At 45.1% G+C, this 21667-nt stretch carries 24 protein-coding genes; 21 read left to right on the forward strand and 3 right to left on the reverse strand.

Annotation, left to right across the window (positions count from 1 at the left end; translation table 11 throughout):
- Positions 1 to 322 precede the first annotated feature (322 nt).
- A complete protein-coding gene (locus tag BCT11_RS24840; RefSeq protein ID WP_039976094.1) occupies positions 323 to 679 on the reverse strand; it encodes a YibL family ribosome-associated protein in 357 nt (118 codons plus the stop codon).
- 85 nt (positions 680 to 764) lie between these two features.
- On the reverse strand, positions 765 to 1760 hold the full coding sequence (locus BCT11_RS24845; RefSeq protein WP_042606138.1) for a 2-hydroxyacid dehydrogenase: 996 nt from the start codon (positions 1758 to 1760) through the stop codon (positions 765 to 767).
- Between the two features lie 176 nt (positions 1761 to 1936).
- Here BCT11_RS24845 and BCT11_RS24850 point away from each other — a divergent pair, with 176 nt between their 5' ends.
- Entirely contained in the window at positions 1937 to 2419 is a 483-nt protein-coding gene (locus BCT11_RS24850; protein WP_038868568.1) for a L,D-transpeptidase family protein, read from the forward strand.
- Positions 2420 to 2448: 29 nt separating this feature from the next.
- Here the strand turns inward: BCT11_RS24850 and BCT11_RS24855 are convergent, their stop codons facing one another.
- Complete coding sequence (locus BCT11_RS24855) at positions 2449 to 3156, reverse strand: glycerophosphodiester phosphodiesterase family protein (RefSeq protein ID WP_038882195.1); 708 nt, start codon at positions 3154 to 3156, stop codon at positions 2449 to 2451.
- 287 nt (positions 3157 to 3443) lie between these two features.
- Here BCT11_RS24855 and BCT11_RS24860 point away from each other — a divergent pair, with 287 nt between their 5' ends.
- The 20 genes from BCT11_RS24860 (at position 3444) to BCT11_RS24955 (ending at position 21511) form a co-directional block, all read left to right on the forward strand.
- Complete coding sequence (locus tag BCT11_RS24860; protein WP_038868505.1) at positions 3444 to 4109, forward strand: response regulator transcription factor; 666 nt, start codon at positions 3444 to 3446, stop codon at positions 4107 to 4109.
- Positions 4109 to 5482 carry a sensor histidine kinase gene (locus tag BCT11_RS24865; protein ID WP_102389535.1) on the forward strand — a complete coding sequence of 458 codons (1374 nt, stop codon included), beginning with the start codon at positions 4109 to 4111 and terminating at the stop codon, positions 5480 to 5482. Before BCT11_RS24860 ends, BCT11_RS24865 begins: the two co-directional genes overlap by 1 nt.
- Positions 5483 to 5688: 206 nt before the next feature.
- On the forward strand, positions 5689 to 7779 hold the full coding sequence (locus BCT11_RS24870) for a TonB-dependent siderophore receptor (protein WP_042606140.1): 2091 nt from the start codon (positions 5689 to 5691) through the stop codon (positions 7777 to 7779).
- A gap of 75 nt (positions 7780 to 7854) precedes the next feature.
- Positions 7855 to 8622: a DUF3450 domain-containing protein gene (locus tag BCT11_RS24875; RefSeq protein WP_042606135.1), complete on the forward strand. Its 768-nt coding sequence runs from the start codon at positions 7855 to 7857 to the stop codon at positions 8620 to 8622.
- Positions 8623 to 9990, forward strand: a complete 1368-nt coding sequence (locus BCT11_RS24880; protein ID WP_102389536.1) for a MotA/TolQ/ExbB proton channel family protein — start codon at positions 8623 to 8625, stop codon at positions 9988 to 9990.
- Positions 9990 to 10544, forward strand: coding sequence for a MotA/TolQ/ExbB proton channel family protein (locus tag BCT11_RS24885; RefSeq protein ID WP_009705136.1), 555 nt, complete (start codon positions 9990 to 9992; stop codon positions 10542 to 10544). The genes BCT11_RS24880 and BCT11_RS24885 overlap by 1 nt, the downstream gene beginning before the upstream one ends.
- Complete coding sequence (locus tag BCT11_RS24890) at positions 10541 to 10945, forward strand: biopolymer transporter ExbD (RefSeq protein ID WP_005438299.1); 405 nt, start codon at positions 10541 to 10543, stop codon at positions 10943 to 10945. The genes BCT11_RS24885 and BCT11_RS24890 overlap by 4 nt, the downstream gene beginning before the upstream one ends.
- On the forward strand, positions 10945 to 11565 hold the full coding sequence (locus tag BCT11_RS24895) for an energy transducer TonB (RefSeq protein WP_102389537.1): 621 nt from the start codon (positions 10945 to 10947) through the stop codon (positions 11563 to 11565). The genes BCT11_RS24890 and BCT11_RS24895 overlap by 1 nt, the downstream gene beginning before the upstream one ends.
- Positions 11562 to 12734, forward strand: a complete 1173-nt coding sequence (locus tag BCT11_RS24900) for a hypothetical protein (RefSeq protein WP_102389538.1) — start codon at positions 11562 to 11564, stop codon at positions 12732 to 12734. The genes BCT11_RS24895 and BCT11_RS24900 overlap by 4 nt, the downstream gene beginning before the upstream one ends.
- Before the next feature lie 173 nt (positions 12735 to 12907).
- Positions 12908 to 13765, forward strand: a complete 858-nt coding sequence (locus BCT11_RS24905) for a CPBP family intramembrane glutamic endopeptidase (RefSeq protein ID WP_102389539.1) — start codon at positions 12908 to 12910, stop codon at positions 13763 to 13765.
- Between the two features lie 137 nt (positions 13766 to 13902).
- Entirely contained in the window at positions 13903 to 14532 is a 630-nt protein-coding gene (locus tag BCT11_RS24910; RefSeq protein ID WP_039976082.1) for a PepSY-associated TM helix domain-containing protein, read from the forward strand.
- Between the two features lie 22 nt (positions 14533 to 14554).
- Complete coding sequence (locus BCT11_RS24915) at positions 14555 to 15094, forward strand: DUF2271 domain-containing protein (protein WP_102389540.1); 540 nt, start codon at positions 14555 to 14557, stop codon at positions 15092 to 15094.
- 16 nt (positions 15095 to 15110) lie between these two features.
- Entirely contained in the window at positions 15111 to 15941 is an 831-nt protein-coding gene (locus BCT11_RS24920) for a DUF4198 domain-containing protein (RefSeq protein ID WP_038868516.1), read from the forward strand.
- Between the two features lie 44 nt (positions 15942 to 15985).
- Entirely contained in the window at positions 15986 to 16306 is a 321-nt protein-coding gene (locus tag BCT11_RS24925) for a hypothetical protein (RefSeq protein WP_005438283.1), read from the forward strand.
- The gene (locus BCT11_RS24930) at positions 16303 to 16857 is read left to right on the forward strand and encodes a hypothetical protein (RefSeq protein WP_102389541.1); all 555 of its coding nucleotides are present in this window, start codon (positions 16303 to 16305) and stop codon (positions 16855 to 16857) included. The genes BCT11_RS24925 and BCT11_RS24930 overlap by 4 nt, the downstream gene beginning before the upstream one ends.
- 23 nt (positions 16858 to 16880) lie before the next feature.
- Entirely contained in the window at positions 16881 to 17807 is a 927-nt protein-coding gene (locus tag BCT11_RS24935; RefSeq protein WP_102389542.1) for a zinc ABC transporter substrate-binding protein, read from the forward strand.
- On the forward strand, positions 17807 to 18532 hold the full coding sequence (locus tag BCT11_RS24940) for a metal ABC transporter ATP-binding protein (RefSeq protein WP_102389543.1): 726 nt from the start codon (positions 17807 to 17809) through the stop codon (positions 18530 to 18532). Before BCT11_RS24935 ends, BCT11_RS24940 begins: the two co-directional genes overlap by 1 nt.
- Entirely contained in the window at positions 18532 to 19407 is an 876-nt protein-coding gene (locus BCT11_RS24945) for a metal ABC transporter permease (RefSeq protein WP_005432612.1), read from the forward strand. The genes BCT11_RS24940 and BCT11_RS24945 overlap by 1 nt, the downstream gene beginning before the upstream one ends.
- Positions 19408 to 19423: 16 nt before the next feature.
- Positions 19424 to 20293 (forward strand): zinc ABC transporter substrate-binding protein, encoded by an 870-nt coding sequence (locus BCT11_RS24950; RefSeq protein WP_102389544.1) that lies wholly within the window; start codon positions 19424 to 19426, stop codon positions 20291 to 20293.
- Between the two features lie 216 nt (positions 20294 to 20509).
- Positions 20510 to 21511 carry a porin gene (locus BCT11_RS24955; protein ID WP_102389545.1) on the forward strand — a complete coding sequence of 334 codons (1002 nt, stop codon included), beginning with the start codon at positions 20510 to 20512 and terminating at the stop codon, positions 21509 to 21511.
- Positions 21512 to 21667: the final 156 nt, after the last annotated feature.

Genomic DNA, 21667 nt, shown 5'->3' on the forward strand with positions numbered 1-21667 from the left:
CGAGGCTTTTTTCATTTCTGACGTTTGAGAATTAGACGGGATTTGCATTAAGTTCCAGTTAGTCACAACCCTAGGCTAGGTATTCCAGAACTAGGCCACCACATAGAAAGCCCGCTGAAAAATCAGCGGGCTTTCGTCGTTTTTAGCATTCGAAAGTGGTTTAAGGTTCTATCTTTTATTAGTTTGAAAACTGAGCAGGTTGCGCTGTCACCCAGTTTCTACAATGGCGATAATCCTAAGCTTAACTTGTTGAATTTGAGATACAAAAAAGCCCAAGCGTTCTGCTTGGGCTTTTTATATTTAGCGGCTTAGATAGAGTTAATTAAAACTCTTTTGGTGCGAAGCCTGTCATTGCATCTAGGCGAAGTTCTTTACCAACTTTAGTCAGTGGATGAACGATAACTAGACCTTTCACACGCTTCTTAAGTTTGCCGATATCTGCTTGTTCTGCTTTAGTGATTTCACGAGAGAATGGCATATCAAGCAAGCTTTTACGCTCTTTATTTAACTCGTAAGTTTGCTTGTGCTTAAGTTGGTTGAGTTTCTTTGTTAGATCTTCAACTTCATTCGTGAATTTAGTAATCATTTCGTGATCACCACGAGAACGCGCCGCATCAAGTTTACGTTGGCAAGTATCTAAACGGTTGTGCAGCTTTTGAATGTCAGTTTTAATGCTCATGGTAATTAGACTCAAATTTATTATGGTCGAGGAGTATAGCATAGCTGAAATTCAACGCTCTACTATACTGCTCGATATCCCCACTTTACTTGATCAATTCATTGCCTGAAGCCTGCTCTGAAAAGAACGCTTCGACGTTATTTAGCGTAACAGAAGCGATGTTGTTTAGAGCCTCATGGGTCAAGAAGGCCTGATGCCCAGTAAATAGCACATTGTGGCAAGCTGATAAGCGGCGGAATACGTCATCTACGATGACATCGTTCGATTTATCTTGGAAGAACAGGTCTTTTTCGTTGTCATAAACATCTAAGCCGAGCGCGCCAATTTTGCCTTGTTTAAGCGCTTCAATGGCAGCTACAGAATCAAGTAACTCACCACGACTGGTATTGATGATCATGACACCGTCTTTCATTTGAACGAAGGCTTTTTCATTCAATAGGTGGTAGTTTTCTTCACTCATTGGACAGTGCAGAGAAATGACGTCAGCGTTAGCATAGATCTCTTCAAGAGAGCAGTAACGCGCGCCCATCTCCAACGCAAGAGGGTTTTCATATGGGTCGTAACATAAGACTTCCATCCCCAGCCCTTTAAAGATGCGCATGGTGGCGATACCTATCTTACCTGTCCCTACGACACCAACAGTCTTGCTATAAAAGTTAAAGCCGACTAGACCTTCTAGGTTGAAGTTTGCGTCACGGGTACGCTGGTAAGCTTTATGCAAGCGTCGATTCAGACACATCATCATACCGACAGTGTGTTCCGCCACGGCTTCTGGTGAGTAAGCAGGAACGCGGACAACTTGTAGGCCAAGTTCTTTCGCCGCTTCCAAATCAACCTTGTCGAAACCTGCACAACGCATCGCGATCAGTTTCGTGCCGCCAATGGAAAGTTGTTTTAGAACTGGAGCAGACAGGTCATCGTTTACGAAGGTGCAAACAACCTCGCAACCCTGTGCCATTTTTGCAGTTTTAGACGTTAATCTAAAATCATGATAGTGAAATTCGAAGTCCCGGTTGTTTTTGATTTTGTTGAAAGAGGCTTCGTCATAGGATTTTGCACTGAAAAAAGCAATGTTGAGCATAATACCCTCTCTATTTGTGCTGAATTTGTAAAGTAATCTCCTTATAAAGTAAGCCAATTTTAGTGTAATGAGTAGTTAAATTTGCACACATTAAGTTTGCTTTAGTGTGACCATCTGACTAGCATGGTTGCTCTTTTTTGTGTTCCCCTTAAGTGGATGAGTTAGGCGTTCTGGCGATGTCAGTGAAATGGTTGTCTTTGATCTTGTGTTGTACGTTTATGTCCGGTGCTCACGCAGCGGTCGATTTGGTAAAAGTTGATAAGTCGAAGCGTAGGATGTACCTGATGGAGAATGGCGAGGTCGTTAAAGAGTATCGCATCGCATTGGGTGCTAATCCAAAAGGACACAAGCAAGAAGAGGGTGACAATAGAACTCCAGAAGGTGATTACACGTTAGATTACGTGATCAACGATTCTGCTTTCTACCGTTCTGTGCATATCAGTTATCCTGATGCGATTGATCGTTTGGAAGCGCATCGTCGCGGTGTCGCACCTGGAGGGGCAATTAAAATTCACGGTCTTAAAAATGGTGAGACTCAATCACCTCAATTTATTCAAAGCTTCGATTGGACTAACGGTTGCATTGCCATTACTAACGAAGAAATGGACGAATTTATCAAGCTAGTCAAAATGGGAACCCCAATTACTATTGAATGGTAATGGCGTTCCTAATATCGACATCTCAGCTACTACATAAAACGACTTGGATGGTCACTAAAGATGCCATCCAACATTGGCAGATGTTTTAGTTTTTTGGGATTGTTCACTGTGTAACACATCACCTTGTAGCCTGCTTTTTGTAGCTTATTGATTTGGCGTGAGCGAACCCAGTTAATATTGAGGTTACAGCTGTAGGCATCTACTTCTTCGAGCAATAATCGGTCTTTTCGACTAAAGAATTCACTTAGCACACCTAGTCTATAACCCTCACAATGCTTGTGCAGTGCTCTAATTACGTCATGACTAAAGCTTGATAAAAGGATGCGTTCTTTTGGTAAAGGACCGTCTAGAAGAGTTTTAGCCGCCATTTGAGCAACGTCATTGGCAGAGTGATGATCTACTTTAACCTCGATGTTAAGATTTAGGTCATTTTCTGCAGCAAGCTCTAGGAGCTCAGATAGTGTCATGATGGATTCATTGGCGAATTCATCGCCGAACCAACGACCAAAATCTAACGCTTTGAGCTCAGATAATGTCATTTGGTCAACTCGACCTTTACCGTTACTACAGCGGTTCACGGTATGATCATGGCAAACGACCAGTACATTGTCTTTGGTCGGTTGTACGTCGACTTCAACCCAATTTAACCCTAAATCGATCGCAGCTTGAACGCTGACTTTCGTGTTTTCAGGGAACTTACCTGCCACACCTCGGTGGCCAATCAATAGCGTTGTCATATACGTCTATGCTCAATAAGAAACTGCACAGAATTGTACTCTTTTTTATGGAAAATAGAGTGCGAGTTTTGTTTCTTGTGGTATCCAATAATTATCGATGCATATTAAAGAAAGGTATTTCATCTATAAACAGCGGCGATGAGAACATAACTAATTGGTTTGTTTAGCCCTTTTTGATAAGGGCTTTTTTTGTATTTTTTATGTTCAAAAACCCTAAAAACTATAGTTGTTTAATCTGCAAATGAGTAATAGAATGCGAACCATTTTTATTTAACTGGTAGTGGATGATGTCACGAATTTTGGTCGTAGATGACGATGTTCCGTTGTGTGAACTATTGGAAGCCGTGTTACAAGAAGAAGGGTATACGGTCTCATCAGTTCACTGTGGTGAAAGCGCGTTACAGTACATGGAAAAAACGCCTGTTGACCTCGTCTTACTCGATGTGATGTTACCTAACCTCAGTGGTATGCAGGTGGCTCGCCGTATTTGCCAACGATTCGCTACCCCTATACTGATGTTGACAGCATTAAACGATGAGAACTCGATGCTTGATGGCTACCAAGCTGGCGCTGACCAATACATCGGTAAGCCATTCAACGTCCCCGAACTGCTTATGCGTATTAAGGCGATTCTTCGTCGTGTTGGCTTAGAGCGTCAACGACAGGCTATGTGTTGTACTGTACAGAGCATGAGTGATCATCTCAACAGCCTTCCTTTGACTGGTACAGAGGCTGAACTATTGTGCTATCTAGTAAAAAACCAAGGCGTGGTAATCTCTAAGGCGGAACTGCAGACCAAAGTTCTAAAGAAAGAGTTGAGTCCTTTTGACCGTAACCTCGATATGCACATCAGTAATATTCGTCGCAAGTTAGTTGAAGCTGGCTTGTCGAAGCAACATATCAAGACTTTTCGAGGTAAAGGCTATAGCTATTTAGAGGCTGTGACGGGTTAATGAAGTTTGTTTGTCCATCCTATTTCGCGAAACGTCGAGATAGTCTCGCTTTTCAGCTTTTTAGTTACATGACGGCTATCGTCATTAGCATCTTGGCCGTTCAAGCGGTTGCCGAACAAGCCCTAGTCAAAGCCATGCTAAAGGTACCTGCTAGTGTAAAGACTGAAATGTTGGACTTAGCGCATCAAGCTAACGTGTTGATTGAAGAAGGTGACATGGACGAGCTGGCCGATTGGGCAAATGCACAGCACTTTTACTTGTTTGTACTCGACGAAAATCAGCGCCCTCTTACACACCGTTTGATGCACCCTCACTTTGAATTTAAGTTGAAATTTAAGCGACGTTTGGACGAACAACTGGAAGGCCGAGTAAGTCGTCCGATATTCAATATTCCTCTTGTCGGAAACAACAGCCTAGTGATTCAGTTGCCTCATCGTTTGCACCCGGCTCATGATTTCATCCTTTATTTCTCTGTATTAAAGGTTGTGATTGCGGCGGTCCTCTTGGCGCTGTTCTCTTTGTTGATGGCACGGAATTTACAACAGCCATTGGATCGCTTAAGAGAAGCAAGTAAAAAGCTATCGAATGGTGACTTTAACGTCAGTGTGGTGGATGAGCTTAAGTCGAACACCCGCGAATTCAACGAGCTGGCGCAAGACTTCGACCACATGACAAAAGAGATTCATTCTCTTGCTGAAAAGCAGCGTCGCTTGATTCGTGATGTTTCCCATGAGTTACGTACACCATTAGCGCGCCAAAACTTAGTGTTACATCTATTGCGTAAGCGAGTTGGGGAAAATGAACAAACCCTAGTAACGCGTATGGAAGAAGAGGCTAATGAGCTGAATCATCTTATTGGTGAAATCTTGGAATTCAGCCGTTTAGAGAATGCTCGCTACGATACGGAATTAAAACGCAGCGATTTAGAAGTGCTACTGGCGCCTCAAGTCGAGCGCTGCAAAATCGATTTGCAAATACAGCAAAACCTTACGTTTGTTTCTGAGGCGACGAGAACAAAAGCGCAATGTGACGATACGTTAGTCGTGCGTTGTTTGAATAATTTGATTGGCAATGCCATTAAGTATGCTGGTCAGTCAGCCCAAATTGATGTTTCTCTAGCTAACAAAATAACGGACAAGCACAGTTACTTAGCCGTGACGATAGCCGACAATGGCCCTGGCATCCCACAAGATAAACTGACAGATATTTTTGATCCGTTCACAAGACTGGACGCTTCTCGAGACAAAAAGTTAGGTGGTTACGGTCTGGGGTTGGCCATTGTAAAAGAATCCATGCGAATGATGGGTGGGAAAGCCGTTGCAAGCAATCGTTCAGAAGGCGGGCTTGTAGTGACATTACTTTTTAGACAGTAAAATTCATGTCAAAAGTGCAGATTTAATGTGATCTATATCTCGATTGTTGGCGAGTATGACCCTTTACCGCTTTACAAAACTCTACGAATGCAAAGAATGTAAATTTAATGCAAATAGTAATAGTTATCACTTATATTCACTCGCGAAATAACTAAGAGGGAACCACATAGCAGTTATGTGCTACCCAATAATCGGAGTGAATGGGTATGTTTTCTAAGAGCCAATTGGCATTAGTGATCGGTGCGGTGTTAGCGGCACCTGCAGTGGCAGAAGTTCAAAATACGGATGAGCACCTAGTCGTAGAAGGTCGCGAATTCGGTTACAAAGCGGATACGAATACAACAGCAATGCGCATGGAAATGACGCAACTGGAAACTCCAGGACAAGTTGCTGTGATTGATGAAGCGGTAATCGATGAGCAGCGTGCAAGCACGTTAGGTGAAGTTCTACAAAATGACGCGAGTGTTAGTGCGGGCGGTACAAGCCGTAACCGTGAGCGTTTCTCGCTACGTGGTTTTGAACTGAGCAGTTCAGACGGCTTCCTACGTGATGGTCGTCAGCATTGGTCACACTACCGTCAACCAATTGAGCTTTTAGAGCGTGTTGAAGTTCTTAAAGGTCCATCAGGTCTACTTTACGGTAAGTCAGAACCAGGTGGTCTTGTGAACATGGTTTCTAAGAAGCCAACAACAGAAACGCAAGCAAGCTTAAGCCAAGATATCGGCTCAAATGATCATTCACGAACGGTACTTGATGTCAGTGGTGCGCTGAATGATGCTGAAACATTACGTGCGCGTGCGATTCTTGCAAAAGAAAGCTACGGCTCATGGCGTAAATACGGTGATGGTACAGAGCCACAAACTGACCGCGTAGTAGGTGGTTTGGTCGTGGAATATGACATCACAGAAAACGTCATGGTTTCAGCACACTATGACCGTACGAAAGATGACGGCGGCGTTGATTCCGGTGCTTACATCGTTGATGGCAAAGCCGTTCGTGGTGACAAGTACATCTGGGATGCACAGTGGTCAGAGATTGACAACGATGTTGAAAACTATGGTATCGACATCAATGCTCAAGTGACAGACAACGTGAATGTTAAAGCGGGTTACAACCGTCAAGACTTTAAACGTTTCGATGTAGAGTCTTACCCTAAATTCGATATGTACGAAGAAAACGGTACGATCAAGCATAAGGGTAACGAGCGTTCTGATCACTGGGTATTTGATACTGCTTATGTAGATGTGACGACTGACTTTTCTCTGTTTGGTACAGATAACACTTTCTTAGTCGGTGCAAACTACTTGGATTACAGCTACGACCGTTTTATGGCTTTCCATGATGGCGAGTATGTACCAGCTGGTGAGACGGTTGTGAAGCCAGAGCCAACAAGCTCAAAGAGATGGCCAACAAGCGAATATGATACTTGGGGTATCTACGCACAAAACATGATGACGATTAACGATTATTGGCAAGTACTTGCGGGTGTTCGTTACGATGAAAAACGCAGCGATGAGCTGACAGAAAGTCAGGTGTCACCAAAACTAGGTGTGATTTTCCACCCTGCAAGCAATGGTTCTATTTACGTTCAGTACTCTGAAAGCTTTATGCCTCAAGGTACGGTAAATGGCACAGATTACACCAACGATGGTGAAGAGCTTGATGCAGAACGCGGGATCTCTTATGAGATGGGTACTAAATGGGAACTGTTTGACGAGCGTCTATTGGTCTCTGGTGCTGTGTTCGATATCACGCTAGAAAACATTGCGCTTGATGTTGAAAATGGCGTTAACGCTGGCGGTGACGTTATGTACAAGAAGACTCAAGATGGTGAGCAAGTACACCGCGGTGCAGAAATCCTAGCTCAAGGTTTTGTTACTGAAGAACTTTCGCTAACGGCTTCTGCAATGTACTTAGACGCAGAAATCACAGAAAGTGCGGATTACAAAGGCAACCGTCCAGCGGACGTTCCTGAGTTTTCAGCAAGTGTTTGGTCGAGCTACAAAGTTCAGAACAACACAGATGTGAACCTAGGTCTGATTTATGAAGGTGAGCGCTACGGTGACGCAGCGAACACATTTAAGAAAGATGGGTATGCACGTATTGATATGGGCGTTGCGTACACTCACAAGTATGATGAGAACTTAGATATTGTGGCTCGATTCAATGTAGAAAACTTGTTTGATACTGACTACCTAGCAGGTGGGGGTAGCACCAACAGTAAACAAGAAGGAGCTAGCGGTGTAGTGATAGGCGAGGGCCGAAACTACATGGCGACAATTCAGTTCAAGTACTGATAACAAACTGATTTTTAAAGGGGAAGAGTTGTCTTCCCCTTTAGTCGTTTTTGGAAAACAGAAAATATAACTCGTATGAATCTAATGAAATCAAGTATCGCTCTGTTGATCACATCGGTTTTGATTCCCGTTCAAGCGGAAAATCTTAACGATGCTCAAGCTGTGCAGAGTAAAACTAACCAAGCGTCTTCGGTAAGCCAGAAGCGTATCGATGCAAGTGCTGAGAAGTCTTTGTCACTAGAAGCTGAAATTGAACAGTTGAATGAAGAAGTCAGCAACTTGACGATTTATCGCGACCACCTTTCAAACCTTGTTGATAGCCAAAACGAGGAAGTGGCAAGTTTGAATGAGCAAATTGAACAAATCGCTCAAACTCGTCAAGGTGTGGTCCCGCTTATGTATCACATGCTGGATGGTCTAAAGACTATCGTTGCGAATGATAAGCCGATCCGCAAAGCGCAGCGTGAGGAGCGTATTGCTAAGCTTGATGCCATGATGACTCGAGCAGATGTCGCGGATGCTGAGAAGTTCCGTCGTATTCTAGAAGCGTACCAAATCGAAATGGACTACGGCACTAAGATTGGTATCTACCAAGGCAAGATTACATTGGAAGGTAACGACCAAGTTGAGGCTGATATTCTTTACTTAGGTCGCGTGTCGCTAGTTGCGCGTAGCCTATCTGGTGAACATTTCTGGAGCTGGTCACAACCACAGAACGCATGGCAGTCCGTTGGTTCAGAACAAAAATCTGAACTCGATAAAGCGTTTGCCATGGCAAATAAACAGATCGCACCAAGCATGCTAACTCTGCCAGTGTCTCTAAACGTAGCGGAGGGCAAATAAATGATGAAGAAATGGCTATCGGTTGCATTGATTTCTACTGCTGCGCTTTTACCGCATACGACGTTTGCAAGTGACACTCTGCTGCAAAAAGCACAACGAGAAAATCGCCAACAGCAATCCCATAACGTGGCTCGTGAATCTGGTTTTAACAAGACTCAGCAAGAGCTACAGGCAATGAAGAATAAGCTTGTAGCAGAACGTGCGGCGCTACAAGCAGAAGCTGACACGCTTGGTGTTACTTTTAGTGAAAACGAAGCTGAACTGGCGCAACTAGAAGAAAAACTACGTTTAGAAACAGGTAGCTTGGGTGAGTTGTTTGGTGTTGTTCGTCAAAATGCAAAAGAGCTGGAAGCAGAACTTAAGCACTCAGTCACTGGTGTAGATGCGAACACTTTCCAACAAAACATCGATGATATCGTTGCCGCGAAATCCCTGCCTACTTTGCCTCAGCTTCAAGCGATGTGGCGCAGTATGGAAGAACAAGTTAAAGCAAGTGGTGAGATGGCGAAGGTGTCATTCACTCTGCTTGATGGTGAAGGTCGTGAACAAACGATCAACGGTGTTCGCCTTGGCTCAATGGCGCTGTTGGATGACGCTGGTTACGTAAAGTGGAACGGCCAACGCGGCGATGCAGTGAGCTACCTTCGCCAACCAGAAAATGGACCAACAGCAAGCTCGCTGAACTCGGGTGAAATCGATTCTTTAGTGATTGACCCATCACGCGGCATCTTGCTTGAGCAATTGGCAAATTCTCCGACAGTGGCGGATCGCCTGAATGCAGGTGGTGTCGTAGGTCAGATCATTCTTGGCTTGTTAGCGGTTGGTTTGATCATCGCGTTGGTTCGTGGTGTGTCATTGATGATTGCTCGTCAAAAAATCGCTAAACAGTTAAAGAACCCAACTCAACCAGAGGATAACCCGCTTGGTCGTATTCTTGCTGTGTACCAAAAAGACAAACATCGTAGCGTTGAAGCATTAGAGCTTCGCTTATTGGAAGCGGTAGTTGACGAGCAGACTCACCTTGAGAAGGGTTTGTCGATGCTGAAACTGCTTGCGGCTCTAGCACCGATGCTTGGTCTATTAGGTACGGTAACAGGCATGATCGAAACGTTCCAAGTGATCACTCAGTTTGGTAATGGCGATCCAAAAGTCATGGCAGGTGGTATCTCTATGGCGCTAGTTACAACTGTTCTTGGTCTTGTTGCGGCAATGCCATTGCTTCTTGCTCATAACGTCTTGAGCTCTCAAGCAGAGAACATTCGCAATATTCTTGAAAAACAGGGCATTGGTCTTGTTGCGGAACAAGCTGAGCGCGATATGCCAAAAGGCAAGAATAACCCTAACACGACAGCGGAGAACGCAGCGTAATGGAGCAGATCCTACTCAACACATTGGGTTTGATCAGTGAGGATTGGGCCTCAACCTTGATGAGCTTTATGCAGCAAGGTGGCCAAATCCTATGGTGGCTAGCGGCCGTTGTTGCGGTGTGCTGGCTACTGGTTATGGAGCGTGTACTTTACCTGACAACGGAGTTTCCGAAGGTGAAGAAACAGCTTTGTGAGCAGTGGCTAGCAAGACCTGACCACCACTCTTGGTACGCGCATCAAATCCGCGAAGGATGGATTGCAAAAGCACACATTGAACTGCGCCAAAACCTATCAACCATTAAAGTGCTCGTGGCGATTTGCCCGATGTTAGGTTTGCTAGGTACGGTGACTGGCATGATCACAGTTTTCGATGTGATGGCCACACAAGGCAGTAGCAATCCAAAATTGATGGCTTCAGGCATTTCACTTGCAACACTGCCAACTATGGCAGGTATGGTTGCGGCACTTGCAGGCATGTTTGTCCATGCACGTTTGAGCAAAGTGTGTGAGCGTAAAGCCCTCCAGTTAGAACAATCTTTAAGGAGTCAGAAGTGAGACTCGGACGTAGAAATAATCAACAAGATGAAGCGCAGATCGATCTAACATCGATGCTGGATATCGTGTTTATCATGCTGATCTTCTTCATCGTGACCAGTTCATTTGTACGTGAGTCAGGTGTAGAAGTTAACCGACCACAAGCATCGAACGTGGTTAGCCAAAAAGACGCAGGCATTTTTATTGCGGTGACAGCAGCGAACGATGTGTACATCGATAAACGTTTGGTGGATATTGAACGTGTAGAAGCGACCATTGAGCACTTGTTACTTGAGCAACCAGAAGCATCACTTGTCATTCAAGCGGATGAACATGCATACAACGGAACGGTTGTGAAGGTGATGGATGCAGCGAAAGGTGCTGGTGTGAAGAACATCGCGTTGGCAGCGGAGAAACCTTAATGGGCAGGCTACTACTCGCGCTACCAGCGTCAATTTTGATTGCGGTGAGCTTGTTTAGCTTTATGGCGTGGATGGTCGATAAAGGCAATCAACGCGCACCTCAACCGTCAGAGGCGGTGCGCTTTGACATGGTGATGGTCGAGAATGATGCTGATGTTCAACGTCGTCAACGCTCGGTTCCTGAACAGCCAAAACCACCAAAAGCACCAGAACCGATGGATTTGTCTCAAGCGGAAACCCAAGTAGAGCCGATGAGCCAAGTGACGCCAATCAGCGCATTGGGTTTGAACACTGCTCTGGATGGCATTGCGATCAGTGCTCCTAATTTAAAAGGCACGATGGGTAACCAGCAAGCATTGCCTCTGTACCGCGTTGATCCTCGTTATCCAAGCAAAGCACTGAAACGTAAAATGGAAGGTTACGTAGTGATGCGCTTTACCATTGACGCGACAGGCCGCCCTAAAGACATCGAAGTGATTGACGCTAAGCCAAAACGTATCTTCGAAAAAGAAGCGATTCGAGCGCTGAAGAAATGGAAATATCAACCGAAAGTTGAAGATGGTGTCTCAATTGAGCAGTTCGGACAAACCGCTAAAGTGGAGTTCAAGTTAGCCAAATGATGAAGCAATTCTTAATCGGTGCGGTATTAAGCCTAAGTGCTTTTACCACCGTCGCGAATGAACTCAGTCAATACACGGCGACTCGTGTTCAACGCGCTCATAACCTAGCGCAAGAAGAAAAGTTGCAAGAGGCCATTTCAACTCTTGAGGGCCTTGATTTATCTCGTGGTTACGATCAAGCGTTTGTGGCGCGAATGCTGGGTATTTTCTACTGGCAGAATGAGCAAGTTAAGCCTGCAATTAAACAGTTAGAGATTGCGGTAAACAGTGGTCTTCTGGAAGATGAGCAAGCTTGGCAAACGCGCAAAATGTTGGCTGATATGTTGCTCAATGAACAACAGTTCTCTAAAGCTTTGCCACATTATTACGACTTGAGTAAATCCGTTCCAGAGAGCCAAAAGGCGCATGAAATTTGGCTGCGTATTGCACAGTCTCATTACCAGTTAAGTCAGTGGAATAAAGTTCTCTCTGCAATGGCTCGTTATGAGAAATATGGCCAGCCAGACGAAATGGCACCACTGTCCATCAAGCTATCTGCAGAGCTAGAGCTGAAAAAGTGGCAGCCTGCGATTGGCACGATCAAACGCTTGATAGCGATCGAGCCAGAGCGTGTGGAATGGTGGCGTCAGCTTGTTGCTCTGTATTTACGTGTGGATGATGATAAGCGTGCTCTTGATGCTTTCGCTCTTGCCAAGCTGAAAGGCGTAGAGTTGAACCAAGATGACCTCAAACTTCTTGCTCAGCTGTATGGCAAGCGCGGTATTCCAGAGCGTGCAGCAAAAGTGTTGGGTGTGTTAAATGAAGTTAACTCAGACAGTAAGCTTAAAGCGCAGCAAGCTACGTACTGGCAAATGGCGAAAGAATGGGATAAGTCGATAGCGAGTTGGCGCGTAGCCGCGAAGCTGGATCGCCAATACTATTGGAACTTGTCTCAGTTGCTTGTCCAAGAAGGGCACTACAAAGATGCTCTGATCGCCTTGGATAAAGTCTCGGGTCGCAAAGCGGATGTGGCATTGGTTAAGACTCGTGCCTATTACAAGCTGAAACGCATTGAAGACGCTCTTGCCAACGCAAAACGCGCAAATGAGATTGAGCCTTCAACTCAAGCTGAGAGTTGGGTGAAATACCTATCTCAGTTGCGTAAAGCGAAAGCGAGCCAGAATAGCTAAGTCCATGTGATAATAGAACATGCATCAACGATCGAAAGGCCCGGGTTATACCTCGGGTCTTTTTGTTTGTAAATATTGAGTCTGGTTCGATCTCTTTTTAAATATCATAACGTTATATTACCGCTGCCCAGCGATAAGACTGGAACGTCAGCTTTTTTTATAAGGATAATACAATGATTCTCGATTCTGACATCTGGCTATGGTGCCCGTTAATTTTGGCGATAGCAGCGGCTTTTCTCCGCCATACTGGAGTCGCACTCGTATTGCTTGGCACCACCTTGTTTGGCGGCTTTATTCTCGGCCGTATTGAGCTTATTGCCTTGGTCAGCTCTTTGTTTGTGCTTGGCGTGTCATTCCGAATTCCCAGTCTCGCTTCAAGGCTAAAAGCGCAGCCAAAAACGAAACCCATATTCTATTTGGGGTGGGGAATCGTGATTGCTTGGTGTGTCTTGTTGTTTGTCCATCTGATCCCAGGATTCAATAATCTGCAAGTGCTCGACAAGGTATCTGCGGGGCCGTTAAGTGCTCCATTCTCTATGTACCTTAACTTAGACAAACCGCTTGCCTTCATTGCACTCTTACTGGCTTATCCGATTTTGCTAGGTGGAGAGTCAAAGGTAAGAGCCAAACCAGCATTGCTAGTGATGATTCCTTTGCTTTTATTGCTGCCTATTGCGTCAGTGCTTGGAGCTTTAAAGCCTGAATTGAGTTTGCCATCTTGGTGGTGGTTATTTGCTTTAAACAACTTAGTCCTGACTTGTGTGGCAGAAGAAGCGCTATTTCGTGGATTTATACAGCAGTCGCTATCCCGTCGTTTTGACTGGCGAGTCGGCTTGGTAGTAGCGAGTCTTTTGTTTGGTTTGGCTCATTTTGCTGGTGGCCCACTATTAATGGTATTTGCCTCGCTTGCAGGGGTTGGGTACGGTTTAGTGTTCCATTTTACTGGCCGTTTATGGTGCGCTGTGCTCGCTCACTTCGTGTTTAATTTCTGTCACTTGGTTTTCTTTACTTATCCCATTCTCGCTCGATAACGCCCCCTCTTATTTGCTCCCGTCAGTATCGACGGGAGCAATGCTTTTTGACCAAACGTAAACAATGTAAATTAAATGCCAATACGAATGATTATCACCTAAATTACTCCCTCATTTACTGGTGATGATTGTTTTCTATGTTGCTCAAAAGCAAAGGCGTCCAGACTTGGGCACGCCGTCTGCACGTTTATATTTCTATGGCTCTTTTATTGGTGACGCTGTTTTTTGCGGTAACTGGTATTACGTTGAACCGACCAGAATTGTTTGAGCGCAGTGAACCCATCATTCAGCAACACACACTCACAGTTCCTTCCGAGCAACTATTTGCGAATGAAGGAAGCTTCCAACCTAATCGCTCTGCCCTGTTAAGTTTCTTAACACAAGAAACAGACCTACGAGGCACACCATCAGCACTCGATGTGTATACCGAGGTTGAGGATGGTGAATTGATGATTGGTGAACTCTCTTTAGATTTCAAAGGCCCAGGCTACAACGCCACCGTTTTCGTCGATATGACGACGGGTGAAGCTGAAGTTGAAACCACCAACTACGGCATGGTTGCGCTGCTAAACGACCTACATAAAGGTCGCAACAGTGGTGATACGTGGAAATGGTTTATCGACATAACAGCCCTGCTAATGGTGTTTTTTGTGCTAACCGGTGTGTGTTTGCTGCTTCCAAAGAAAAAGACTTTTAGAACATCAATGCAGTGGATGAGTTTTGGCACTGCGTTATCGCTCGTTATTTATTTTTTTGCTGTGCCATAACAGCCTATTCAGAGAAAAACCAATGTTAAACATGGGCCGAATTTTTCGCCGTCACCCGTTTAGTAAAGCCGCATTGATCGCGGCTTTATCTCCTTTGCCGCTTATAGCCGCTCCTTTTCCAGATAATGCCAAAGTCGACTTTGAGTTTGAGTTACCAAAGATTGATACCTCGATGTACGCAAGACCTTATGTCGCAGTATGGATCGAAGATGAAAAGCGTAAACCAGTCAAAACCATTCAGCTTTGGGTAGGTAAAGATGAGTGGTTGAAAGATCTTCGCAGCTGGTGGCGCAAAGTGGGTCGTTACGATCGCGAATTGGTTGATGCCGTAACGTCAGCTACTCGACCTGCAGGCCAATACCGATTCGTTTGGGATGGCACTAATGATGATGGTCAACGACTCGAGCAGGGCAATTACACCTTACATGTCGAAGTCGTGCGTGAACACGGTGGCCGTAATTACTTACGTCAAAAAATGCAGTTAGCGGACAGTGAAGTACGCTACCAAATAAAACCAACGGAAGAGACGGGTGTCATTACCGTCAATTACCAAATTAAGTGATAGAGAAGGAATAACAATGAAAACCAAGATGAAAGCGGTGGCATTAGCAAGTGTAATGGCAATGGGGCTAGCGGCCGCGACAACAGCACAAGCGCACCCTCGTTGGGTTCTCCCTTCTCACTTTACGGTATCAAAAGAGGGCGGTGATTGGCTAACGTTCGACGTGACAGCGTCTCACGGTACGTTTGTATTCGATAAGCCAGCAGGTAGCGAGCAAGCGTTCGTGATCATGCCAGATGGTCGTTCTGAGCGTCCGAACTTTGTGGTACGCGGTAAGCGCCGTTCGATGTTTGACTTCTACTTCGAAGAAGAAGGCACACACAAAGTGGCTATCAATAACCAACCTAGCTACTACACCCAGTACAAAGCAGGCCGTCGTGACACGGTTAAGTGGGCGAAAGCGAGCAAAGCAGATCGCGCAAGTGTGATTCCTGAAAAGGCACGTGATGTTGTTACCCAACTTAGTTACACACGTGCAGAAAGCTATGTAACGGTTGGTATGCCAACAGAAAAGGCGCTAGAGATTGAAGGTAAGCTGTTGGAAATGAAGCCGATTACGCACCCTTCAGACATTATTGAAGGTGAAGAAGTGATATTCCAATTCTTCTTTAACGGCGAGCCTCAGCAAGGTGTCACGGCGGAAATTACGCGTGAAGGTACTCTGTATCGCAACCATCAAGAGCAAATCGATGTGGTCAGTGACAAGGATGGAAAAATCACCTTCACGCCAGATGTAGCAGGTCGCTACTTAATGAAAGCAAACTACAAGGGTGAGCTGAAAAACGATCCACTTGCGGACAAAGCAAGCATGAACGTTCACCTAACGTTTGAAACTCAACTTAACTAATCAAAATTTGGCTCAGCCTTACGCTGAGCCAATTTGGATGCATCATGAAAAACGTTTCTATTCTCAAAACCTCAGTGTTGGTTGCTGGTTTTATCTCTTCTCAAGCGTTCGCGCACTTTCCATTGATGAGTTGCCATTTAGAGCAAGATAAAGTGATTTGCGAGGCAGGCTATTCAGACGGTTCTACCGCCGTGGATTACGACGTTGAAATGTACGATTACGACGACAACTTGATCGCCAAAGTAACGACAGATAAACGTTCCATTGCTGAGTTCACACATCCTCAAACCGATTTTTATTTGGTTTTCGATGCGGGTCATGAAAACCCAGTAGAAGTGGATATCGTTGAGTTAAAAGAGAAATGATTACCCAGAAGATCAGACCGGATAACGGCAGTCGAGAAGGCAAATGGGTTGCTCTAACTATCGCAGGTATTCTTGCGGTCTCCACGATTTTGCTGCCTCATCATCAGACAGAAACTGAGCACACTGACGTGCAGTCTCATCAAGTGCTTATTACTGATCTTGAACAAGAAGAACTTGCGATGATTGCCGAGCTAAAGTTGGCACATGAAGAGATTCGAGATCTTCATCTAGATGTTGGCGAGTGGCCTGCCGTAAGCGAATTGGAAGAGTTTTGGGTTGCCCCATTTGTGCAAGATCAAAGCTGGCAACGCAAAGGCTCTCATCAATGGCAGCTGCTAGATGCTGGTATTTACCTTGGTATAAGACAAGATGAAAAAGGGGCGGCTTCAATGCTTCTTGATAGTCGTAATGCACACGCCGACATTTGGTTTATTCAGTCTACAACAAAGGCGTCTGATTTATCTCTTGTGGAGATAAGTGAACGCCAGAAGCAAGGTTGGCAACAAATTGTTCTTGTCCCTGCTACGTCTTCAAATGCTCACGCCCATTAAGCTCAATTTTAACGATAAAAACTATGATGAAACGATCTTTTCTACGTCGAATTATAACGGCTAGTGCATTGCTGGCAGTAGCTTCATCGAGCTTTGCAGCAGATAAGCTCAATATTGGTATTACGCTTCAACCATACTACAGCTATGTGAAAGCTGTGGTCGGTGACAAAGCAGAAATTCTACCTTTGGTGGATGCTGGCTTTAATCCCCACAACTATCTACCTCAACCGAATGACTTAAAGCGCTTGAAGCAAATGGATGTGATTGTGGTCAATGGTATCGGGCACGATGATTTTGCTCTTAAAGTGATTCAAGCTGCACAACGTGACGACCTCGTGGTGATAGAGGCGAACAAAGAAGTGCCACTGCTACCTGCGATGGGTCAATCAGTCGGTAAAGGCGCAGTTAACCCGCATACGTTTGTTGGCTTATCGACCACGATTCAAAAGGTTTACACGATTGCGAGTGAGCTAAGCAAGCTTGACCCAGAAAACGCGGCGTTTTATCGCAAGAATGCGCGCTCTTACGCAAAAACATTCCGCCTTTTGAAGCGTGATGCCATGTTGTCTTTAGGGCAACTTGATACTGCAGGTATGAAGGTCGCTACTACGCATAATGCTTATGGTTACATCTTGCAGGAATTCGGCGTTGACGTTGCAGCAGTTATCGAACCTGCTCATGGTGTAGAGCCAAGCGCAAGCCAGTTACAAGAAACGATAGAGAAGATTCGTCAATCTGGTATTGATGTGCTGTTTTACGAATTAAACATGCCAAACCGCTATGTGGATACGATTGAAGAAGCTACTGGTGTACAGCTTTACCGTTTTTCTCACATGACTCATGGAGAGTATGAAGCCAACAAGGTTGAAGTCGAGATGCGTGAGAACGTCGCAACGCTGATTGAAGCGATGAAGTTCGTTGCAAGCAAGCACGAACAGGAGAAAGCTTGATGTTAGGGCCTTCTATCTCTCTCGACAGGGTAAGCCTTCAATATGGTGACAACCTGATTCTACAAGACATTCAAACTCAATTTGATGCTGGTCAATGCCACGTCATCATGGGGCCTAACGGTGGTGGGAAGACCTCTCTTTTGCGCTCTGTTTTGGGCTTAACCCCATTTACTGGTGACATTTCTGTCCATTGGCCAGACAGCAAACATGCAGCGAAAATCGGCTATGTACCACAAAAAGCCATGTTTGAAGCTAGTCTGCCGCTCACGGTTATGGATTTCGTTTTGCTTAACCAAACCAGAGTGCCTCTGTTTTGGCGACGTAAGACCAAGCAAATTCAACAAGCGCTTGCTCAACTAGAGCGCGTTGGTATGGCTTCTCGTAGTGAGCGCCGAATGGGACAGTTATCGGGGGGGGAGCAGCAGCGTGTTTTGTTCGCTCAAGCCCTTTTAGACGATCCAAGTTTGTTGGTGCTTGATGAGCCAACGACTGGCATGGATGAGCAAGGGGTTCGTTACTTAGAAGGTTTGATTCATGAAGTGGTTGCTGAAGGTAAAACCGTACTCGCAGTGCATCATGATGTGACGGCTGTACGTCGTTTGGATGCTCAGGTCCATGTCGTGAATCGTCAAATCGTGGCGTCAGGGCACCACTCAGAAGTATTGAGTCCAGAACGTATCGAGTCGCTGTTTAAGCACTACACAGCAAAAGTGGAGGCGGCGTAATGGATTGGTTAAGAGAGCTTGCTCTGCATGGTGTGGAAGCGGGTTGGTTAAGCGATAGTTTTGCTTACGCGTTTATGGTCAACGCGATAGTGGCTGCACTCATTCTTGGTCCCTTATTAGGGGGGTTAGGCACGCTAGTCATCGCGAAGCGTTTGGCGTTCTTTTCAGAGGCCGTCGGTCATGCTGCACTAACAGGTATTGCGATTGGTGTACTGCTTGGTGAGCCACCAGAAAACCCATTTATTGGATTATTTAGCTTCTGCATGATCTTCGCACTGTTGCTGCATTTCGTGCGAAATCGAACCAATGTGCCTTACGATACATTAGTCGGTGTGTTCCTAGCACTGGCTTTAGCCGTTGGTGCTGCCTTGCTAATGTACGTGGCACGCAAGATCAACATTCACATGCTGGAGAATGTTCTATTCGGTTCAATCCTGACGGTAACAGACAGAGACATTACGATTCTGGCCGTGAGTTGTTTGATCATTTTATTGCTTTTGATCCCGACATTTAACCGCATATTACTGACTTGCATCAGCCCAGATATTGCGCGTGTCCGTGGATTCAATACCAGCTTCTACGATTACTTGTTCGTCATGATGATCACGCTTGTGACCATTGCTGCGGTGAAGATCATTGGCGCCGTATTAGTCGGGGCATTACTGCTGATTCCTGGTGCAACAGCCCGCCTTCTTACTAAGAGAATGGGGAGCTTTGTGTTGCTCTCATCACTGCTGGCGACCATCGCGTGCTTGGTTGGCACCGTCTTACCGATGGAGTTGGAACTTCCAGTTCCATCTGGTGCGTCGATCATCATTGTTTCGGCAATCTTCTTTTTAACTGCAACCATGTATCGCATTGTGCGCAAAGCTTAAATCTGGATATTCGAATATGAACACGAAAAAGATAATTATGGGATTGAGTTTGGCAATAGCGAGTACAGCAGCGCCGTTTGCTATAGCTAAAGACATCGTTACGAGCACTCCTGTGACCTACATGTTGGCTCAGCAGTTGATGCAAGGTACGGATATCGAGACGACTTACTTGCCGCCTAAACGCTACGGGATTGAGCGTTTGGTGAATTGGTTTGCAAGCAAAGGACATGAACAAGTTACCGCAGCAGGAAAAAATGCAACAGTAGCGCTCACATTGGGTGCTGTTTGGCATCAAGACCCTACTTTTGTGTATGCGCGTCAGGGAAATGTGCGCTTGATAGAGATTGATGCCTCTCAAGCGATTTCACCGAGAGCGCAAGGTGTTGCGGCATTAACGTTGGATAATGGTGAGACGTCGAAATACGCTTGGATGAATCCGAGCAACTTGATTCGAATGGCGGCGATTGTCGGTGAAGATCTACAGAAGGTATACCCTCAACATCAAGCTCAAATTGAAAAGAACCAGCAAGCCTTGATGCTAGACGTGCGGGAGCTGATCAATCAACAACAAGAAGTAATTTTCGAAAAAGAGCTCGATTCGGTGGTATTGTTGGGTGAATCGTTAGAAGATTTTGCATCAGGAAACCAACTGTTTGTGGTCGATCGCCAATTCAAACCAGAATTGGAATGGTCAGAGGCAGAGAAACTATCTTTAAAAGCTCAATTTGAGGAAGATGAAACTCTGTGGCTGATCACTGATAAACGCCCGTCAAAAACGTTAACTTCATTAGTTTCACAGGATCGCATACTGCAAATTGATGTTATTGACCGATGGGGCAGTAAAGGTATCAAAACTGAGAAGCCACTCGCACGCTGGCAGTTGTAACACGCAAAACACCACACAAATTATGAAGGGAACTGAAAAGTTCCCTTTTTTTATGGGATCAAGATCAAAAATCAAGTACAAATAACACCAGTTGCATAAGAAAGTATTTGTTTCATTTATATTTCATTACTACTTTGTTATCTGTTCGTTGCGATTGATGCTTTTTGCTTTTGTTGTCGGGGCGAACCAGTACAAACAACTATATGGATGTTAACAATGAAAATGAAAACTCTAGCCGTTGCAGTGGCGGCACTAGCAGGTGGTTCTCAGGTCTTCGCAGCAGAAGTTTACAACAGCGACGGCACATCTCTTTCTATCGGCGGCCACGTATCTGTGGGCGTTGGTGAGTACTTTGAAGAAGAAGTTAAAGTTCACCAAGTATCTCCTCGTATTAACATCGGCGGTAAAAAAGACATCGGTAATGGCGTAACTATCGATGCTAAAGGTGAGTGGTCTCTGAACTACCTTAATGGTGGTGACAACTCTTTCTCCACTCGTCTAGGTTACATTGGTGCGACGCATGATCAATTTGGACGTTTAGTTGTCGGTACGCAATGGTCCCCTTATTACGATGTTGCTGGTGTTGCTGATATGCCTATCGCGTTTGCCAATGACTTCTTGTATGAAAACCACTACAACCTAGGTTCTGGCCGTGCTGAGAAGATGGTTAGTTACCGTAAAGGTTTGGAGTTTGGCGATGGCTTTGGTTTGAACATCGGTCTTGGTTGGCAGGGTGAGCAATCTATCTACGATCAACGTGGCCAAATCGCGCTGAGTACCGAGCTAGCTGGTTTTGGTCTAGGTTACGTTTACAGCGGTGGTGACATTGAGTTGGGCTCTAAATCAGAGTCTGCGACATCTCATATGTTCTCAGCCAAATATGGCCAATATGGTGCTGGTATCTATGCTGCGTTAGTTTACGGTATGAACGAGTACTTCTATGACAACCTTGAAGAGACTTCTCAATACGAGGCTGTATTAGCGTATGGTCTTGATAGCGGTCTTAATTTGATTGCTCACTATGAAAGTGTAGAAGACGACAAGAACGACAAGACTCAGTACAGCAATATGTCTGTACAAGCAGAGTACACTGTTACTCCTGCATTTGTTACGTTCGCAGCATATCGCTTCGGTCTGGGTGATGACGTTGACCCAGCTCCAGGAGACCTAGATCTAGATGAGGATTTCTGGACAATCGGTGCTCGTTACTACTTCTAATAAATAGGACAGTTTCTACTGCCTAAACACATTTATTGTGTTAACGCCTACTCGCCGTGAGTAGGCGTTTTTCTTTCTGTTTAGCTCATCTGAGTTATGTTACCGAGTATCTAGATTGAAAAATGCCCGCGTAAAAGCGCAATGTAGTTCACTTAA

The sequence above is a fragment of the Vibrio sp. 10N.222.52.B12 genome (assembly GCF_002875385.1).
In the GTDB taxonomy this organism is placed as follows: domain Bacteria; phylum Pseudomonadota; class Gammaproteobacteria; order Enterobacterales; family Vibrionaceae; genus Vibrio; species Vibrio jasicida.

What these genes read in the sequence shown, in the direction of transcription:
- BCT11_RS24840 (WP_039976094.1), bottom strand. Translation starts at nt 679, where the DNA reads ATGAGCATTAAAACTGACATTCAAAAGCTGCACAACCGTTTAGATACT.
- BCT11_RS24845 (WP_042606138.1), bottom strand. Translation starts at nt 1,760, where the DNA reads ATGCTCAACATTGCTTTTTTCAGTGCAAAATCCTATGACGAAGCCTCT.
- BCT11_RS24850 (WP_038868568.1), top strand. Translation starts at nt 1,937, where the DNA reads ATGTCAGTGAAATGGTTGTCTTTGATCTTGTGTTGTACGTTTATGTCC.
- BCT11_RS24855 (WP_038882195.1), bottom strand. Translation starts at nt 3,156, where the DNA reads ATGACAACGCTATTGATTGGCCACCGAGGTGTGGCAGGTAAGTTCCCT.
- BCT11_RS24860 (WP_038868505.1), top strand. Translation starts at nt 3,444, where the DNA reads ATGTCACGAATTTTGGTCGTAGATGACGATGTTCCGTTGTGTGAACTA.
- BCT11_RS24865 (WP_102389535.1), top strand. Translation starts at nt 4,109, where the DNA reads ATGAAGTTTGTTTGTCCATCCTATTTCGCGAAACGTCGAGATAGTCTC.
- BCT11_RS24870 (WP_042606140.1), top strand. Translation starts at nt 5,689, where the DNA reads ATGTTTTCTAAGAGCCAATTGGCATTAGTGATCGGTGCGGTGTTAGCG.
- BCT11_RS24875 (WP_042606135.1), top strand. Translation starts at nt 7,855, where the DNA reads ATGAATCTAATGAAATCAAGTATCGCTCTGTTGATCACATCGGTTTTG.
- BCT11_RS24880 (WP_102389536.1), top strand. Translation starts at nt 8,623, where the DNA reads ATGATGAAGAAATGGCTATCGGTTGCATTGATTTCTACTGCTGCGCTT.
- BCT11_RS24885 (WP_009705136.1), top strand. Translation starts at nt 9,990, where the DNA reads ATGGAGCAGATCCTACTCAACACATTGGGTTTGATCAGTGAGGATTGG.
- BCT11_RS24895 (WP_102389537.1), top strand. Translation starts at nt 10,945, where the DNA reads ATGGGCAGGCTACTACTCGCGCTACCAGCGTCAATTTTGATTGCGGTG.
- BCT11_RS24900 (WP_102389538.1), top strand. Translation starts at nt 11,562, where the DNA reads ATGATGAAGCAATTCTTAATCGGTGCGGTATTAAGCCTAAGTGCTTTT.
- BCT11_RS24905 (WP_102389539.1), top strand. Translation starts at nt 12,908, where the DNA reads ATGATTCTCGATTCTGACATCTGGCTATGGTGCCCGTTAATTTTGGCG.
- BCT11_RS24910 (WP_039976082.1), top strand. Translation starts at nt 13,903, where the DNA reads ATGTTGCTCAAAAGCAAAGGCGTCCAGACTTGGGCACGCCGTCTGCAC.
- BCT11_RS24915 (WP_102389540.1), top strand. Translation starts at nt 14,555, where the DNA reads ATGTTAAACATGGGCCGAATTTTTCGCCGTCACCCGTTTAGTAAAGCC.
- BCT11_RS24920 (WP_038868516.1), top strand. Translation starts at nt 15,111, where the DNA reads ATGAAAACCAAGATGAAAGCGGTGGCATTAGCAAGTGTAATGGCAATG.
- BCT11_RS24925 (WP_005438283.1), top strand. Translation starts at nt 15,986, where the DNA reads ATGAAAAACGTTTCTATTCTCAAAACCTCAGTGTTGGTTGCTGGTTTT.
- BCT11_RS24930 (WP_102389541.1), top strand. Translation starts at nt 16,303, where the DNA reads ATGATTACCCAGAAGATCAGACCGGATAACGGCAGTCGAGAAGGCAAA.
- BCT11_RS24935 (WP_102389542.1), top strand. Translation starts at nt 16,881, where the DNA reads ATGATGAAACGATCTTTTCTACGTCGAATTATAACGGCTAGTGCATTG.
- BCT11_RS24940 (WP_102389543.1), top strand. Translation starts at nt 17,807, where the DNA reads ATGTTAGGGCCTTCTATCTCTCTCGACAGGGTAAGCCTTCAATATGGT.
- BCT11_RS24945 (WP_005432612.1), top strand. Translation starts at nt 18,532, where the DNA reads ATGGATTGGTTAAGAGAGCTTGCTCTGCATGGTGTGGAAGCGGGTTGG.
- BCT11_RS24950 (WP_102389544.1), top strand. Translation starts at nt 19,424, where the DNA reads ATGAACACGAAAAAGATAATTATGGGATTGAGTTTGGCAATAGCGAGT.
- BCT11_RS24955 (WP_102389545.1), top strand. Translation starts at nt 20,510, where the DNA reads ATGAAAATGAAAACTCTAGCCGTTGCAGTGGCGGCACTAGCAGGTGGT.